The organism is Stenotrophomonas sp. Steno-Z4 (assembly GCF_056393145.1).
This window is the reverse complement of sequence record NZ_JBWJPC010000001.1, coordinates 1,139,267-1,155,438: the sequence shown is the minus strand read 5'-3', so window position 1 is coordinate 1,155,438 and position 16,172 is coordinate 1,139,267. Positions and strand designations below refer to the sequence as shown.

Genomic DNA, 16,172 nt, shown 5'->3' with positions numbered 1-16,172 from the left:
GCGGTGCCGCACGGCACCGCTTGCTGTTCCGGTTGAATCGCGGCAGGCTTCAGGGATGTCCAATGTCTCTTTGCCGCTTGCCGGTTTTGCTTTCACCACCGACCCCCTTGAACGCGCCGATACCCTGCGCGACGACGCCGATGCGTTGTTGCGGCTGTGGCCGCAGGCGCACGTGCTGGTGCTGGATCCCGATGGCCGCGCGCTGGCCGGTGACGACGGCCAGCCGCTGGCGCTGACCGGCGCCCAGGTCGGGGGCGGCCCCGGCACCGCCATCTTCCTCGGCCTGCGCGGCGAGCAGGCGTGGTTCTCGGTCGAATCGGCCGCCGTCGATATCGCGGCGCCCCAGCGCGTGGACCTGCGCGAATCGGCCACCACCTGGTCGGCCGCCGATGCCAGCGCCTTCTGTTATGCCCGCGGCATGTCGTACTGGCAGTCCCGCACCCGCTTCTGCGGCGTGTGCGGCGGGGCCGTGGCCTTTACCCGGGGTGGCTTCATCGGCCGCTGCGTCGCGTGCAGCACCGAACACTACCCGCGCGTGGACCCGGCGGTGATCGTGGCGGTGGAAAGCAACGGGCGCCTGCTGCTCGGCCGCCAGGCCAACTGGGCCCCGCGCCGTTACTCGGTGCTGGCCGGGTTCGTGGAGCCCGGCGAATCGCTGGAACAGACCGTGGTCCGCGAGGTCTTTGAGGAAAGCAAGGTACGGGTGCGCAGCTGTCGCTACCTCGGTACCCAGCCATGGCCGTTCCCGGGCGCGCTGATGCTCGGCTTCAGCGCCACGGCCGAAGACGACGTGCCCACCGTGGATGGCGAGCTGGAGGACGCGCGCTGGTTCACTGCCGAGGAAGTGGGCGCGGCGCTGGCCCGTGACATCGAGGACGATGGGGTGGGCATCCGCCTGTCGCCGCCGATCTCGATTTCACGCAGCCTGATCGAGCACTGGTACCGCAGCCAGGTGAGCTGACCCGGGCACCACGTTGCCGCTGCCTGAACACGGGGCGGCATACATTACCTGTGACCCGGGGAATTGCCGGGTCCCAAGGCATAGTAGCGCCCAGAAACCGAACGGAGGCCGCCATGTTCACCACCCTGGTCGCAGTACTGGTCGCCTTGGCCCTGGGCCATGTCGCGCCTGCCGCGGCCGTGGCGCTGCGTCGATTCGGCTGGTACCGGCGCTGGCTGCAGTGGTTGAACGCCCACGCGGCCGAAACCGGCTTCTGGCGTGGGCGCCACGGCTGGCTGGTGGCGGTGGTTCCGTTCGTGCTGGTGCTGGCCCTGCTGCAATGGGCGCTGCATGACCGCCTGTTCGGGTTGCCGTCGCTGCTGCTGGGCATCGCCACGCTGGTGATGTGCTGGGGTCCGCGTGACCTGGACCGCGACGTGGAAGCGGTGATCGACGCCGATGACGCGCACGCCCGGCATTCGGCCATCGGCCAACTGCAGTCCGCCGGCGGCAGCCTGCACGAGGACGTGCCCTCGCTGGTGGAAGCCACCGTGCTCAACGCACTGCGGCGCTGGTTCGCGGTGCTGTTCTGGTTCCTGCTGCTGGGCCCGGCAGGCGCGCTGGCGTACCGCCTGCTCGCGCTGCTGGCCGTGGGGCCGATGCGCTCGTTGGCCGACGTGGAGACGGTGGTGGGCGCACGCCAGGTGCTGTCGTGGCTGGAGTGGCCGGTGGCGCAGCTGATGTCGCTGTCGATGGCGCTGGTGGGCAACTTCGACACGGCCTTCAAGGCCTGGCGCGAGGCGCACGGCAGCAGTTGGGCCGCGTCCACCGATTTTCTGGGCGCCGTGGCGCGCGCCAGTGTCAGTGCCGAACTGCGCGAAGACGCGCACGATTACAGCGATGCGGGCATGGTGCCGGTGTGGCGCCGCCTGCCGGAGCTGCGCGATGCGATGAGCCTGGTCTGGCGCATGCTGTTGTTGTGGATGGCAGCGCTTGCGTTGCTGGTCATCGCCGGTTGGGTGACCTAGGGCGCCAACAGCGCGAACGGCATCCATGGCAGGTTGCGCAGCACTGCATAGCCGACCAGCAGCACCAGCCAGAAGGTGGGATTGGCCAGCACCCGCATCAGCGGGTCCAGTGCGCGCATGCGCACGCCTGCGTTGTTGAGCAGCATCAACAGCAGGAACGGCAGCGAGATCACCAGCAGCGGATTCATCGCCATCGCGCCGGACCAGTCGAAGTGGACCAGCGAGTACAGGCAGCGGGTGCTGCCACAGCCGGGACAGTACAACCCGGTCAACGCATACAGCGGGCAACCCGGCAGCGGACTGTTGCTGGCATACGGGCTGACATGACGCAGCACTGCGGTTGCGCCCACGGCCAGCCCGGCCGTGACGGCCAGCGGCGCCCAGCGCGACAGGGTGGAACGGGAAGGCAGGCTCATGACGGCAGAACGGCCCGAGCCGGGCACCCTGCGCGGGCGCCGGACCGGGCCGTCCAGGGGGCGATCAGTAGTTGCCGCCGCTCATTGCGCCGCCAACGCCCATCACCACCACCAGGATGATGTAGAGCACGATGGCCACGACGCCGATGATGGCCGACCACATGGCCCACTTCTTGGCGTTGTTCGACGATTCCTGCGCGCCGGCGATGTCACCCGAGGCCAGCTTGCCATTGACCTGGGCGGCATACACGATCGAGACGATGCCGGCCGGCAGGCAGCAGAACAGGGTGGTCAGGATGGCCCAGACCAGGTGGTTGGGGACTTGCGGGGCAGTGGCGTTCATCAGTGAAGCTCCATTTTCTTGGGTGGGTTGAACGAAGGGTGTTTCACAGGTCGGAAAGAGCGCCCAGCGCGGCCACGCCGCCAAACAGGCCAAACCACAACAGCAGCAGTACCGGCAGGGCCAGCGCCGATGCCAATGCCCATCCACCGGCCTTGCGCGATGCGTCGTAGGCACCGGCCAGGTCGCCGGCCGCGCGACGGCCATCGACCTGGGCCGCGTACACGATCGACACCACGCCCAACGGCAGGCAGCAGAACAACGTTGTCAGGATCGCCCAGACCAGATGGTTGGGGACGACAACGCCCGACGGGGTCGGTGGCGGCAGATGATTCAAGTACGACTCCATTCCATTGGTTGTCCCTTGGCATCTCCCAACGCCAAGTGACACCCCCTATGGGCGGTAATCTACCCGATGTTTCCGCCGATGTATGCGTTTACATGAGCGCCGCAATGGATTTCTTTGCGGAATACCCTGATCTCGTCGCTTTCAGCCTTGATCGCCGCGCAGTGTTCTGACCTGCGCTTCCAGCCCCTCGGCGGTGGCCGCTGCGCCGTCGACTGGCGGGCCGGCCATGACCTCGACGTGGGCGCGCAGGCGGCGCGGCACCCGCATGCGCCCCAGGCGCGTATCGCGCCGGCTCCACATGCTGGCCCACATGCCGCGCAGTGCCATCGGCACCACCGGCACCGGCCGGCGCTCGAGGATCTTCTCCACGCCGGATTTGAAGGCGGCCATTTCGCCATCGCGGGTCAGCGCACCTTCGGGGAAGATGCAGACCAGTTCGCCTTCGGCCAGCGCCTTGTCCACCTCATCGAACGCGGCCTGCATCAGCGCCGGGTCCTCGCGCGCGCCGGCAATCGGAATGGCCTTGGCGGTGCGGAAGATCCAGCGCATCACCGGGATGTTGAAGATCTTGTAATACATGACGAAGCGCACCGGGCGCGGGATCGTCGCCGAGAGGATCAGCGCGTCCATGTAGCTGACATGGTTGCAGACGATCAGCGCGGCGCCTTCATCCGGCACGTTGGCTTCAATGCCATGCAGGCGCAGGCGGTACAGGAAGCGCACCATCACCCAGCTGAGGAACCGCATCAGGAATTCGGGCACGATGGTGAAGATGTAGACCGCCACCACCGCATTGGCGATCGCCAGCGCCAGGAACAGCTGCGGGATCGTCCAGTGCAGGAATTTCTGCGTGGCCAGCGCAATCATCGCCGCGGCGACGATGAAGCCGGAATTCTGGATGTTGAGTGCGGCGAACACGCGCGACATTTCCGACCTGGGCGTGCGGCTCTGGATCAGCGCGAACAACGGCACCACGAAGAAGCCGGTGAACAGACCGATGCCCACCAGGTCCACGATGATGCGCACGCTGCCCGGTGCGGCCACGAAGGCGGCCACGCCCAGGCCCGCCGTGGTGGCGGTGCCGGCGCGCGCGAAGTACAGGTCCAGCATGAAGGCGGTCATGCCGAAGGCGCCCAACGGCACCAGGCCGATTTCCACGGTGCGGCCGGAGAGCTTTTCGCACAGCAACGAGCCCACGCCGGTGCCGATCGAAAACAGCGCCAGCGCGAAGATGTACAGGGTCGGTTCGCCGCCCAGGTTGACCACCGCGTAGGTGGGCAGCTGCGAGGTGAGCATGGTGCCGACGAACCAGAACCACGACACGCCGAGGATGGCATTGGCCACGGCCTTCTGTTTCTTGGCCAGGCGCAGCACCGCCAGCGATTCCGGGATGGGGTTCCAGTTGATCTTCAGGTCGGGCGCGCCGGCATCGACCTTCGGGATCATGCGCGCGGTGATGTTGCCGGCAATGGCCAGCGCGATCACTGCCGTTGCCGCCACGATCGGGCCGAAACTGCCGGCCAGGGTGAAGATGATGCCGCCGCTGATCATGCCGGTCAGGATCGACATGGAGGTGCCCATCTCGACCAGGCCGTTGCCGCCGGTGAGCTCTTCGGGCTTGAGCACCGAGGGCAGCACCGAGTACTTCACCGGGCCGAACAGCGTGGACTGCAGGCCGGTGCAGAACAGGGCGACGAGCAGGATCGGCATGCTCTGGGTGAGGAAGCCGACCGCGGCCAGGGTCATGATCCCGATCTCCATCGTGGTGGTGATCACGATCAGTCGCGATTTCTCCAGCTTCTCGGCGATCTGCCCGGCCAGGGCGGAGAACAGGAAGTAGGGCAGGATGAAGATGGCCGGCGCCAGGGTGGTGTACAGCGACTGCTCGGCCTGGCTCACGCCGAGGTAGAACAGCAGGCCGATGATGGCCTGGCGGTATACGTTGTCGTTGAACGCCCCCAGCGACTGCACGATGAAGAAGGGCAGGAAGCGGCGCTGGCGGAGCAGGGCGAACTGACTGTGGCCGGACATGGGATCTCCTTGCGAACCGGCGCAGCCTATCACGCGGTCCCGGTCCCTATTTCGTTCGCGGCGGCGCGCAGCTTGGGCAGCAGGCGCAGCATCAGGCCGATCTGGGTGCGGATCAGCTGCAGCTTCGGCGGCATCTCATCATTGAGCTGCTCCAGCTGCTCGGCCAGGGCCCGGTCGCCCTCGTTGGCGGCCTCGTCCACCGGTTCGCGCCGTTCCAGCGCGCCGGCGATCTGCTGCATGGCCTGCTGCACGCGTTCGCCGCTGGAACGGGCCAGGGGGTCCTGCGCATAGCTGTCCAGCTGCGCGCGGTGGGCGCCGAGCGCGGACAGGTGGCCAAGCAGGGTGTTGGACAGCGCCAGGAAGCGGAAGCCGGCGTCCAGGTTGCCACGCACGTGGCCTGGTTCGCGCAGCATGTTGGACAGCGCGGTGGACAGGGCGACGTCTGCGTTGTGCATGTCGCGGCGGGCGATGCGGTAGGCCAGGTCGTCCTGCATGCCGCTGCCGTACTGGCCCAGCACCGCCTGCAGGTAGCCGGCGCAGCGTTCAAGCACGCGCGCCATGACCAGGTCGAGGCGGCGGCCCTGCCAGTCGGGCAGGATCAGGAACGCGGCGGCGGCGGCGATCGCGCAGCCCAGCAGGGTATCGACCAGCCGCGGCCAGATCAGCAGGAAGCCATCGCCGATGAGGTTGAAGCAGGTCAGTGCCATCACGGTGATCGCGGCCGAGGCGACCAGGTAGCGGTCGCTGCGGGTAAAGAAGAACAGCAGCGCGGAAAGCAGGGCGATCAACAATTCGATGCGCAGGTCCTGGAACAACTGCATCAGCGCCCAGGTGAGCACCAGCCCGATCAGGGTGCCGGCGATGCGCTGGGCCAGCCGCTGGCGGGTGGCGCCGAAGTTGGGGCGGCACACGAACACGATGGTGAGCAGCACCCAGGAGCCGTTCTGGGCATTGAACAGGCGGATGGCGGCAAAGCCCACGATCAGCGCCAGCGCCATGCGCAGGCCGTGGCGGAACAGCAGCGAGCCGGGAGTGAGCTGCTGGCGGATGCGCACGCCCATTTCGCGCAGGGTATGCGGGTTGGTGTCGCGCAGGCGGGTGTCAACGTTGTCCAGGGTGGATTCGGACTGGGCCGCTTCGGACAGGCGGCGTTCGATGCTCTGCAGGTTGTTGCCGAGCAGTTCCAGCGAGGAGAGCAGGCGCTGCCACTGGGGGTTGTGCTGGGCGCGCAGCCAGGCGAGGGAATCGGTGAGGTCGGCGGTGGCCTGGCGGGTCCGGTCGCCGTACTGGAACGGCCGGCGCATGCGGATGGCGGTGCCCAGGTTGGCACACGCTTCGCCCTGCAGGGCGAGCAGGCGCTGGCAGCGGTAGAGCACGTCGCTGTGGAAGAAGGCGTCGGTAAGCGCGCCATAGGGGTAGTGCGAGGAACTGGCGCGTTCGTGGAAGTCCTGGGCCATGTAGTACAGGCGCAGGTACAGGCCGGATTGCACGCCCGGGCGGCCGGAGCGGCCGAACCGGGCCAGGATGGCGGTCTTGGCGATGTTGAGCGCTTCGACGACGCGGCGGTTCTGCTCGGCCAGGGCCAGCTGGCGCTTCTGCACGTCGGCATCGCGCACCGGTTCGAACAGGTCGGCCTTGAGCTGAAGGTAGCGGCCGAGTTCAAGGTAGAGGCGGGCGACGCGTTCGCGCACGGGGCGGTTGGCGAACAGGGCGGTCCACAGGATGGACAGCAGGCCGTACCAGAGGGCGCCGGCCAGCAGGTGGCTGACGGCGCTGATGGCCTGGGCGCGGTCGTCGGCGCCGTGCTGTTCGAGGCCGATCATGGTGTAGATGGCCAGGGTGACGGTGGCCTGGGCGATGGAGGCGTAGCGTTCGCCCAGCGCGCCGAGCAGGGTCAGGCTGAAGGTGGACAGGGCCAGGGCTGCAATGAACAGCCACGGCCAGGCGAACAGTTCGACCACGGCGGCGGCGGCCACCACGAAGCACAGCAGGGAGAGGGCGACGGATTTGGTGCGGCCCCACCAGTTGTCGTCGGTTTCGGCAATGGCGCTGGCGATGATGCCGAGGAATACGCCGGGCAGCGCAGGCAGCTGGTCCAGGTGCCAGCACACGCCCATGGCCACGGACAACGCAATGAACACCCGCAGCCCGTAGCTGGCCTTCTCATGCGCCCACAGGCGACTCAGGCGGGATTCTCGGGCGGACATGCGGACTCGTCGGGCGGTGGCGCCTCATTATTGCGTCATCGCGGTGAAGCCGACATAGCCGGTTGGTAGGTACCCACCCCCGCCGGCCTCACCGCTCGCAAAAAATGAAACGACAGGCTGTTACGCCCTTCGCTTACAGATCAAACCTGACGCTGACCGCGAACGTGCGCGGCAGGCCGATGCCGGCGTTGGACCAGTACTTCCTGTTGGTGAGGTTTTCGACGCTGGCGCGCCAGGTGACCGGGTGGCCGTTGGCCTGCATGCGGTAGCCGATGCCGGCGTTGACCAGGGTGTAGTCGGGCAGCTTGAGGGTGTTGTCGGCGTCGTAGTACACGTCGCCGTAGTAGCGGGCCAGGGCGTACAGGCCCAGGCCTTCCACCTGCGGCACGCTGTAGTCGGCGTGCACCACGCCGTTCCAGCGCGCTGCGCCGGCGGTGCGGTTGCCTTCCTGGGTGCTGCTGTCGGGCGAGAGCTTGTCGTAGGTCGGGTCCAGCCAGGTCACGCCGCCGCCGAGGGTGAAGGCATCGGTCAGGCGGACGTCGCCGCTCACTTCCACGCCTTCGTACAGGGTGATGCCGTCCTGCACCAGCAGTTTGCCGCCGCTGGTCAGGCGGTCGATGTTGGCACCGCGCTCCAGGCGGAACGCAGCCGCGTTGGCGTTCCAGCGTGGGTACTCGATCTTGGCGCCGATCTCGAGCTGCTTGCTGATGGTCGGGTCGAGCACGTCGCCGGCGTTGATGTAGTCGCTGCCCACCCGGCTGCCCGCTTCCAGCGATTCGACGTAGCTGGTGTAGAGCGTGACTGCATCGGCCGGCTTGAACATCACCGCGTAGGTCGGGGTCACCGGGTAGGTGTGGTAGGCACCCTTGGTCTCGAAGTCGTTGTAGCGCGCACCGGCCAGCACCGACCAGCCGTGGCCGAAATCCACCGTATCGCTGACGAACACCGCCTGCTGTACGGTTTCGCTGCCGCGGGTGAGCTCCTGCGAACCGACGGCGTCATGGCGCAGGGTGGGGCGCTGGTAGAGGTTGCCACGGCCGATGGTGTTCCATTCGTATGGGCGGTCCCAGCCCAGCCCGGTCTGGTGCGAGACGCCGGCGACGAGCTGGTGCGACAGCGGGCCGGTCTGGAAGCGGCCCTGCACGATGGCCTGGGCCAGCTTCCATTCGCTCTTGCCGCCGAGCTCGTAGACGTTGACGTCGTAGTCGCCATTGACGTCGTCGATGTAGGCGAAGATCTTGTTCACGTCGTTCCACGACGAGGTGTAGCCATAGCTCAGGCTGGCCTTCCAGTCGTCGTTGATCTGCCAGTTCAGTGCAGTGGAGAGCAGGCTGGAGCGGGTGTCGTAGAAGGTGCCCGGAATGGCGTTGTTGACATCGCCGGCGATCGGACGCGGCAGTTCGGTCAGGCCGATGAAGTAGTACTGCGGCGATTCCTCGCTGAGATCGCGCTCCTGGAACACGCCATCGAAGGTCCAGGTGAGCGCATCGCCCAGGCGTGCATCCAGCGACAGCGCACCGACCTTGCGGTTCACTTCGCCACCGTTGAAGGTTTCGCCCTTCTCCTGGTAGGCGTTGAAGCGGTAGCCGAACATGTCTTCGTTGCCGAAGCGGCCGCCGACATCGACCTGGCCGCTGACGATGCCCTGTTCCCGCCAGCCGAGCTGCGCGGAGAAGGTGGGGGCATCGGTGGGCTTCTTCGTGCCGTAGTTGATGATGCCGCCGGGCTGGCCGAAGCCGTACATGAAGCCGCCCGGGCCCTTGAGCAGTTCCACCTGTTCCATCACTTCCAGCGGCCACTCGGTACCCCACGAGGACACCTGCAGGCCGTTGACGCGGTAGCTGTCGTAGCTGAGATCGATGCCGCGGTTGCGGATCGGCGAGCTCCAGCCACTGGCGTAGGCGCTGACCTGGGTGACCACCGACGGGTCGGTCAGGAACGCCTCGCCCAGCGAGACCACCTGGCGCTTCTCGATGTCCTCGCGGCCGATGACGGAGATCGCAAACGGGGTATCGCGTACCGGGCGGTCGCCCAGGGCGCCGGTCTCGGTGTGGGTGCGTTCGGCGGTGACTTTCACCGCGTCAAGCTCGGTGGCCGAGCGGGATTGGCCGTGGGCCGCGCAGGCCAGGGACAACGACAGGGCGAGCAGGGCCGGGCGCAGGGCGTGGCGCGGAAGTACGGAAGCAGGCATCGAGTGGGGGTCCTCTGCGGACAGCAGCACACCGTCCGCGATCAGTTGAAAGCGGAAGAAGAGGGCGTGGCTGAGTCGGGGCACTGCCCGCGAAGGCGGAAACAGCGCGGTGCGCGAGGCGCGGCAGGACCGTGGCTGATGCGGATTGTTCTCTTTTGAGTGCCGCGCGTCAAATGATCGTCATGAACGCGGTAGCGCACGACCGTTGGTCGTGCGGCGCCGCGCAGCGGCGGGCGTTACGCGCGCGCTGCCCGCTTTACCAAGGCCTTCTCGCGCCGGCGCGCGCGCCAGCCGCGCCAGTGCTGCTGCAGGCACGAGAAGATCACATACAGCGCCGGGGTGCTCAGCAGGGTCAGGCTCTGCGAGAACAGCAACCCGCCGATCATCGCAATGCCCAGCGGGCGACGCAGCTCGGACCCTTCGCCCAAGCCGATCGCCAGCGGCACCGCCGCCAGGATCGCCACCATGGTGGTCATCATGATCGGGCGGAAGCGCACGATGCTGGCCTCGCGCACCGCTTCCAGCGGGCTCTTGCCGTGCTCACGCTGGGCCACCACGGCGAAGTCGATCATCATGATCGCGTTCTTCTTGACGATGCCGATCAGCAGCACCAGCGCGATCATCGAGATCACCGACAGCTCGGTATTGGTCACGAACAGCGCCAGCAGCGCGCCCACGCCCGCCGCCGGCAGCGTGGACAGGATCGTCACCGGGTGCACCAGGCTTTCGTACAGCATGCCCAGCACCAGGTACACGGTGATGATGGCGGCCAGCACCAGGATCAGCATCGAATTGGGGTTGAGCTGCACGTTGAAGCCGCCGCCATCGCTGATGCGGATGTCGCCGGGCAGGCGCAGCCCGTCCACGGTGGCCTTGATGATCGCCTCGCCTTCGCCGGTGCTCACGCCCGGGGCCAGGTTGTAGCTCAGGTCCATCGTGGTGTACTGGTTCTGGTGGGTGATCTGCGGCGGGGCCAGCCCGGGGACCTGGCGCGCCACGGCGGTGATCGGGATCATCTCGCCGTTGCCGGCGCGCACGTGGATCTCATCCAGGGCGCGCGGGGTGGCGGTCTGCTCCGGCAGTGCGTTGACCACCACGCTGTACTGGTTGATGTCCGAGTAGATCGTCGAAATCTGCCGCTGGCCGAACGCGCCGTACAGCGCGCCATCGATCGCGCCGACCGACACGCCCAGGCGCGCGGCCTTGGCCCGGTCGATCTCGATGTTCTGGCGCAGCCCGGCGGTGTCCACGTCGGTGCCGACGTCGCGCAGCATGGGGTTCTTCTTCAGTGCGGCCTGCACCTTGGGCAGCCATTCCTGCAGCTGGGCCAGGTCGTTGCCCTGCAGCGACACGCGGTACTGCGCGCCCTGGCTGTTGCCGCCGCCGCCGTCGCTGGGAAGATCCTGGATCGCGCGCAGGCGCAGCTCCAGGTCGGGGTAGCGGTCGGCCTTGGCGCTCAGCCGCGCCAGCGCCTGCGCGGTGGTTTCGCGGCGGCCTTCCTTGCGGGTCTTCAGCTCGATGTTGAACTGCGCGCTGGACCCCTGGCGGCCACTACCCAGGCGCACGCCCACGGTTTTCACCGCCGGGTCTGCCATCAGCATGTCGGTGATGCGGCGCTGGCGGTTGACCATGTCTTCGAAGGATACCGTCGCGCTGGAGTTGGCGCGGCCCCAGATCAGGCCGGTGTCCTGCGGCGGGAACGAGCCCTTCTTGACCGCGCCCGCCAGCATCACCGTGGCCACGATCAGCAGGATCGGGGTCAGCGACAGCAGCAGCGCGTGGCGCAGCGAGAAGTCCAGGCAGACGGTGTACACGCGCAGCATGCGGTCGTGGGTGGCATCCAGGAAGCGGCCGATCCGCGAGGGCTTGTCCGGCTCCGTGTGCGCGCTGAGGAAGCGGCTGCACAGCGCCGGGGTGAGCGTGAGCGAGACGATCATCGAGACCACGATGGCGGCCACCAGGGTCACGGTGAACTCGCGGAAGAACGCACCGACCATGCCGCTGGCAAACAGCAGCGGAATGAACACCGCCACCAGCGAGGCGGTGATGGAGACGATGGTGAAGCCGATCTCGCGGGCGCCGGTCAGGGCCGCCTGCATGCGCGGCATGCCTTCGTCGAGGTGGCGCATGATGTTTTCGATCACCACGATCGCGTCATCGACCACGAAGCCGATCGCGATCACCAGCGCCAGCAGGCTCAGGTTGTTCAGGGTGAACCCGAACACGTACATCACCAGCGCCGCACCGGCCAGCGACAGCGGCACGGTGATCGCCGCGATCAGGGTCGGTGCCAGCCGGCGCAGGAACAGCGCCATGGTCAGGATCACCATCGCCAGGCTGATCAGCAGGGTGATCTGCACTTCGTGCAGCGACGAGCGGATGGTCGGGGTGCGGTCGAAGTACGGGGTGAGCGTGGTGCCCGGCTGCAGGTAGTCGCGCAGCATCGGGATCTGCGCCTTGACCCGGTCCACCGTCTCCACGATGTTGGCCCCGGCGCGGGTGAACACGTACATCACCACCGCCGGTTTGTGGTCGAACCACGCGGCCTGGTAGGCATCCTGCTGGCCGTCGTAGACGTTGGCCACGTCCTTCAGGCGGATCACCCGGCCATCATCCTGGGTCTTGATCACCAGGTTGGCGAAGTCGGCCGCGCGCGCCACTGAATCGTTGGCGATGATCGCCGTGGTGGTGTTGCCATCGGTCAGGAAGCCGGTGGGCGAGGTCACATTGGCGGCGCGCACCGCATTGCGCAGGTCATCCGGGGTGAGGTTGAGCGCATTGAGCAGGCGCAGGTTGACGTCGACCCGCACCGCCGGGGTGGACGCGCCGGCGATGTCCACCGACGACACCCCGCTGATCTGGCGGATGCGCTGGGCCAGCAGCGAATCGGCCACGTTGTAGAGCTCATCGGCCGACTGCGTCTGCGAGGTCAACGCAATGGCGATCACCGGATCGTCGTTCGGGTTGGCCTTCTGGAACATCGGCGAACCCAGCCCGGAGGGCAGGTCGGCCTGGGCCGAGTTGATCGCGGTCTGCACGTCCAGCGCGGCCGAATCGATGTCGACCCCGCTCTGGAAGATCATGAAGACCAGCGAGCTGCCTTCCGAGCTGGACGAGCGCATCTGGTCCACGCCGGGCAGCTGGCCCAGGTGGCGCTCCAGTGGCGCGGTGACCGTGGAGGCCATGGTGGTGGCGTCCGCGCCGGACTGGCTGGCGTGCACGAAGATCACCGGGATCTGGATGTTCGGCAGCGCCGACACCCCCAGCTTCAGGTAGCACATCAACCCGACCACGAACAGGCCGATGGCCAGCAGCGCGGTGCCGATCGGGCGGCGGATGAACGGGCCGGAGATGTTCACGCGCGGTCCTGTGCGGTGGCGTTGCGCAGCGCGCGCTGTTCACGGCGCTGGCGCAGCCATTCGGAGTAGCGCTCCATGTACAGGTAGATCACCGGCGTGGTGTAGAGCGTGACCAGCTGCGAGATCAGCAGGCCGCCGACGATGGCGATGCCCAGCGGGCGGCGTAGCTCCGAACCGATGCCGGTGCCCAGCGCCAGCGGCAACGCGCCCAGCATGGCCGCGGCGGTGGTCATCATGATCGGGCGGAAGCGCAGCAGGCAGGCGCGGCGGATCGCTTCGTGCGCGTTGGCTCCGGCGCGGCGCGCCTCGATGGCGAAGTCCACCATCATGATGCCGTTCTTCTTGACGATGCCGATCAGCAGCACGATGCCGACAATGCCATCCACCGACAGGCTCAGCCCGCACACCATCAGCGCCAGCAGCGCGCCCACGCCGGCCGGCGGCAGGGTGGAGATGATCGTGATCGGGTGGATGTAGCTCTCGTACAGCACGCCCAGCACGATGTAGATCACCACCAGCGAGGCCAGCAGCAGCCACACCACGTCGGTCTGGCTGCCGGTGAACTCGGCGGCCTTGCCGATGAACTGCGCGTGCACCTGCGCCGGCATGTCCAGGCTGGCGCGGGTCTCTTCGATCGCCTTGACCGCATCGGACAGCGAATAGCCCGGGGCGATGTTGAACGAGACCGTCACCGCCGGCAGCTGCTGCTGGTGGCTGACCACCAGCGGGGTGCTGGTGACCTTGCCCTCGGCCAGCGCGGCCAGCGGAATGATGTTGCCCGCACCCACCGGAATACCGGTGTTCTGCGCGCCGATACCGGTGGCGGTGGAGGAGTTGGACGAGGTGACCTGGCCGAAGTTGGTGGCATTGCTGCCGGTCAGCGCGCCGGCCCCGTTGGAGGCCACCGCCAGCTGGTTCATCAGGGCGGTGCTGGTGCGGAACTCCGGCGCCACTTCCAGTACCACGCGGTACTGGTTGAGCTCGGTGAAGATGGTCGAGATCTGGCGCTGCCCGAAGGCGTCGTACAGCGTGTCATCGATGGTCTGCATCGGCACGCCCAGCACGCTGGCCTTGTCGCGGTCGATGTTCAGCTCCAGCGCGCGGCCCTGGTTGGACAGGTTGTTGTCCACATCCGCCAGTTCCGGACGCTGGCGCAACGCCTCGGTCAGGCGGGTGGCCTGCAGCGCGACCTGCGCGCTGTCCACGTCCGACAGCGAGTACTGGTACTCGGTGGCGGCCACGCGGGTGTCCAGGGTCACGTCCTGGACCGGCTTGAGGTACAGCGCCACCCCGGGGATGCCGGCTACGGCTTTCTGCAGGCGCGGCAGGATGTCTTCCAGCCCGTCGCGGTCGCCGCGCTCCTTCAGCACGATCGACAGCTGGCCCTGGTTGAGCGTGGGGTTCATGCTGCCGGCGCCGATGAAGGCGGCCACGCCGGTCACTGCCGGGTCGCTGCGCAGCGCTTCGGCCACGGCCTTGGTGCGCTGCTCCATCTGCGGGAACGCGATGTTCTGGTCGGCCTGGACCACGCCGGTGATCAGCCCGGTGTCCTGTTCGGGCAGCAGGCCCTTGGGAATGACGATGTACAGCACCACCGTCAGCACCAGCGCGCCGGCGGCCACCGCCAGGGTCATGCGCTGGTGGTCCAGCACCCAGTCCAGGCTGCGTTCGTACAGGCCCACGGTGCGGCTCCACACGGTCTGCTTTCCGGCCGCATGCGCTCGCTCATGGGCGTCCTCGCCTTCGGGCAGCGCGTCGGGCTTGAGCAGGTAGGCGCACATCATCGGGGTGAGGGTCAGCGAGATCAGCATCGACAGCACCACCGCGATGCTCAGCACCCACGCGAACTCGTGGAACAGCCGCCCGGTCACGCCGGGCATCAGCAGCAGCGGCAGGAACACCGCCACCAGCGACACGGTGAGCGAGAGCACGGTGAAGCCGATCTGGCGCGCGCCGATCTCGGCCGCTTCCGGTCCGCTCTTGCCCTGTTCGATATAGCGCACGATGTTCTCGATCATCACGATCGCATCGTCAACCACGAAGCCGGTGGCCACCACCAGCGCCATCAGCGACAGGTTGTCCAGCGACATGCCGGCAAACGCCATCACCCCGAACGTGCCGGCCAGCGACAGCGGCACCGCCACCGAGGGAATGATCGTGGCCCACAGGCGGCGCAGGAACACGAAGATCACCGCCACCACCAGGCCGATGGTCAGGATCAGGGTGAACTGCACTTCATGCACGGAGGCGCGGATGGTCTCGGTACGGTCGGAGAACACTTCCAGGTGCACGTCGGCCGGCAGCACGTTCTGCAGCTGCGGCATCAATGCGCGGATGCGCTCCACCGTCTGCACGATGTTGGCACCGGGCTGGCGGCGGATTTCCAGCAGTACCGCCGGCTTGCCATCGGCCCAGGCGGCGAGCTGGTCGTTCTCCACGCCGTCGACCACCTCGGCCACGTCCGCCAGCCGCACCGGCGCGCCGTTCTTGTAGCTGATGATGGTCTCGCGGTACTCCGCCGCGCTGGTCAGCTGATCGTTGGTGCCGATGCTGTAGGACTGGGTCTTGCCGTTGAGCGAGCCCTTGGGCGCGTTGACGTTGGCCTGGGTCAGCGCGCTGCGCAGGTCTTCCAGGGTCAGGCCCATGTTGGACAGCTGCGCCGGGTTGACCTGGATGCGCACGGCCGGGCGCACGTTGCCGGCGATCGACACCAGGCCCACGCCCTGCACCTGCGACAGGCGCTGGGCCAGGATCGAGTCGGCGTAGTTGTTCACATCGCGCAGCGGGCGCGTGTCGGAGGTGAGCTTGAGGGTGATGATCGCCGCGTCGGCCGGGTTCACCCGGTTGTAGACCGGCTGGTAGGGCAGCGATGACGGCAGGGTGGCCTGGCGGATCGCGGCCTGCACGTCCTGTGCGGCGATGTCGATGTCCCGGTCCATCGAGAACTGCAGGATGATCGTGGACAGGCCGGCCGACGAATCGGAGGTCATCAGCTCCAGCCCGGAGATCTGCCCGAACTGGCGCTCCAGCGGCGTGGTCACCAGCGAGGCCATGGTGGTGGCGTTCGCACCCGGGTACTGGGTGGTGACCACCAGGCTGGGCGCATCGATTTCCGGCAGCGCCGACACCGGCAGCTGGCGGTAGCCGAGGATGCCGAGCAGCAGCAGGCCCGCCATCAGCAGCGAGGTGGCGATGGGGCGGCGGATGAAGATCGTCGAAAAGCCCACGGGCGGATCCTTGCTGTTACGTCAGACGGCGATGCGGGAGGCGAACGCCGGCCACCTGGCCGGCGTTGGGGACACGGCGTGCGC

10 protein-coding genes are annotated in these 16,172 nt (G+C 67.5%); 2 read left to right on the top strand and 8 right to left on the bottom strand.

What is annotated here, in order from left to right:
* Positions 1-55: 55 nt before the first annotated feature.
* Both nudC and ampE read left to right on the top strand, forming a co-directional pair.
* The gene (gene nudC / locus AC06E7_RS05090; protein ID WP_217537781.1) at positions 56-961 is read left to right on the top strand and encodes an NAD(+) diphosphatase; all 906 of its coding nucleotides are present in this window, start codon (positions 56-58) and stop codon (positions 959-961) included.
* A gap of 113 nt (positions 962-1,074) precedes the next feature.
* The gene (ampE, locus tag AC06E7_RS05085) at positions 1,075-1,968 is read left to right on the top strand and encodes a regulatory signaling modulator protein AmpE (protein ID WP_478063326.1); all 894 of its coding nucleotides are present in this window, start codon (positions 1,075-1,077) and stop codon (positions 1,966-1,968) included.
* On the opposite strand, the gene AC06E7_RS05080 is transcribed toward ampE, so the two are convergent.
* The 8 genes from AC06E7_RS05080 to AC06E7_RS05045 all read right to left on the bottom strand — a co-directional run bounded on the left by AC06E7_RS05080 (position 1,965) and on the right by AC06E7_RS05045 (position 16,088).
* Entirely contained in the window at positions 1,965-2,384 is a 420-nt protein-coding gene (locus tag AC06E7_RS05080) for a DUF2752 domain-containing protein (protein WP_184125906.1), read from the bottom strand. The genes ampE and AC06E7_RS05080 overlap by 4 nt on opposite strands.
* 64 nt (positions 2,385-2,448) lie before the next feature.
* Complete coding sequence (locus AC06E7_RS05075) at positions 2,449-2,727, bottom strand: CD225/dispanin family protein (protein WP_068854269.1); 279 nt, start codon at positions 2,725-2,727, stop codon at positions 2,449-2,451.
* 43 nt (positions 2,728-2,770) lie between these two features.
* On the bottom strand, positions 2,771-3,061 hold the full coding sequence (locus tag AC06E7_RS05070; RefSeq protein WP_478063323.1) for a CD225/dispanin family protein: 291 nt from the start codon (positions 3,059-3,061) through the stop codon (positions 2,771-2,773).
* Positions 3,062-3,214: 153 nt separating this feature from the next.
* A complete protein-coding gene (locus tag AC06E7_RS05065) occupies positions 3,215-5,104 on the bottom strand; it encodes an MFS transporter (RefSeq protein ID WP_478063321.1) in 1,890 nt (629 codons plus the stop codon).
* Positions 5,105-5,133: 29 nt separating this feature from the next.
* Positions 5,134-7,311: a YccS family putative transporter gene (yccS, locus tag AC06E7_RS05060; protein WP_478063319.1), complete on the bottom strand. Its 2,178-nt coding sequence runs from the start codon at positions 7,309-7,311 to the stop codon at positions 5,134-5,136.
* A gap of 133 nt (positions 7,312-7,444) precedes the next feature.
* On the bottom strand, positions 7,445-9,502 hold the full coding sequence (locus AC06E7_RS05055; RefSeq protein WP_478063318.1) for a TonB-dependent siderophore receptor: 2,058 nt from the start codon (positions 9,500-9,502) through the stop codon (positions 7,445-7,447).
* Between the two features lie 236 nt (positions 9,503-9,738).
* Positions 9,739-12,861: an efflux RND transporter permease subunit gene (locus tag AC06E7_RS05050; protein WP_426804944.1), complete on the bottom strand. Its 3,123-nt coding sequence runs from the start codon at positions 12,859-12,861 to the stop codon at positions 9,739-9,741.
* Complete coding sequence (locus AC06E7_RS05045) at positions 12,858-16,088, bottom strand: efflux RND transporter permease subunit (protein ID WP_095363135.1); 3,231 nt, start codon at positions 16,086-16,088, stop codon at positions 12,858-12,860. Before AC06E7_RS05045 ends, AC06E7_RS05050 begins: the two co-directional genes overlap by 4 nt.
* Positions 16,089-16,172: the final 84 nt, after the last annotated feature.

Excerpts from the sequence above, each read along its gene's own strand:
- nudC (WP_217537781.1), top strand. The coding sequence starts at position 56 with ATGTCCAATGTCTCTTTGCCGCTTGCCGGTTTTGCTTTCACCACCGAC.
- ampE (WP_478063326.1), top strand. The coding sequence starts at position 1,075 with ATGTTCACCACCCTGGTCGCAGTACTGGTCGCCTTGGCCCTGGGCCAT.
- AC06E7_RS05080 (WP_184125906.1), bottom strand. The coding sequence starts at position 2,384 with ATGAGCCTGCCTTCCCGTTCCACCCTGTCGCGCTGGGCGCCGCTGGCC.
- AC06E7_RS05075 (WP_068854269.1), bottom strand. The coding sequence starts at position 2,727 with ATGAACGCCACTGCCCCGCAAGTCCCCAACCACCTGGTCTGGGCCATC.
- AC06E7_RS05065 (WP_478063321.1), bottom strand. The coding sequence starts at position 5,104 with ATGTCCGGCCACAGTCAGTTCGCCCTGCTCCGCCAGCGCCGCTTCCTG.
- yccS (WP_478063319.1), bottom strand. The coding sequence starts at position 7,311 with ATGTCCGCCCGAGAATCCCGCCTGAGTCGCCTGTGGGCGCATGAGAAG.
- AC06E7_RS05055 (WP_478063318.1), bottom strand. The coding sequence starts at position 9,502 with ATGCCTGCTTCCGTACTTCCGCGCCACGCCCTGCGCCCGGCCCTGCTC.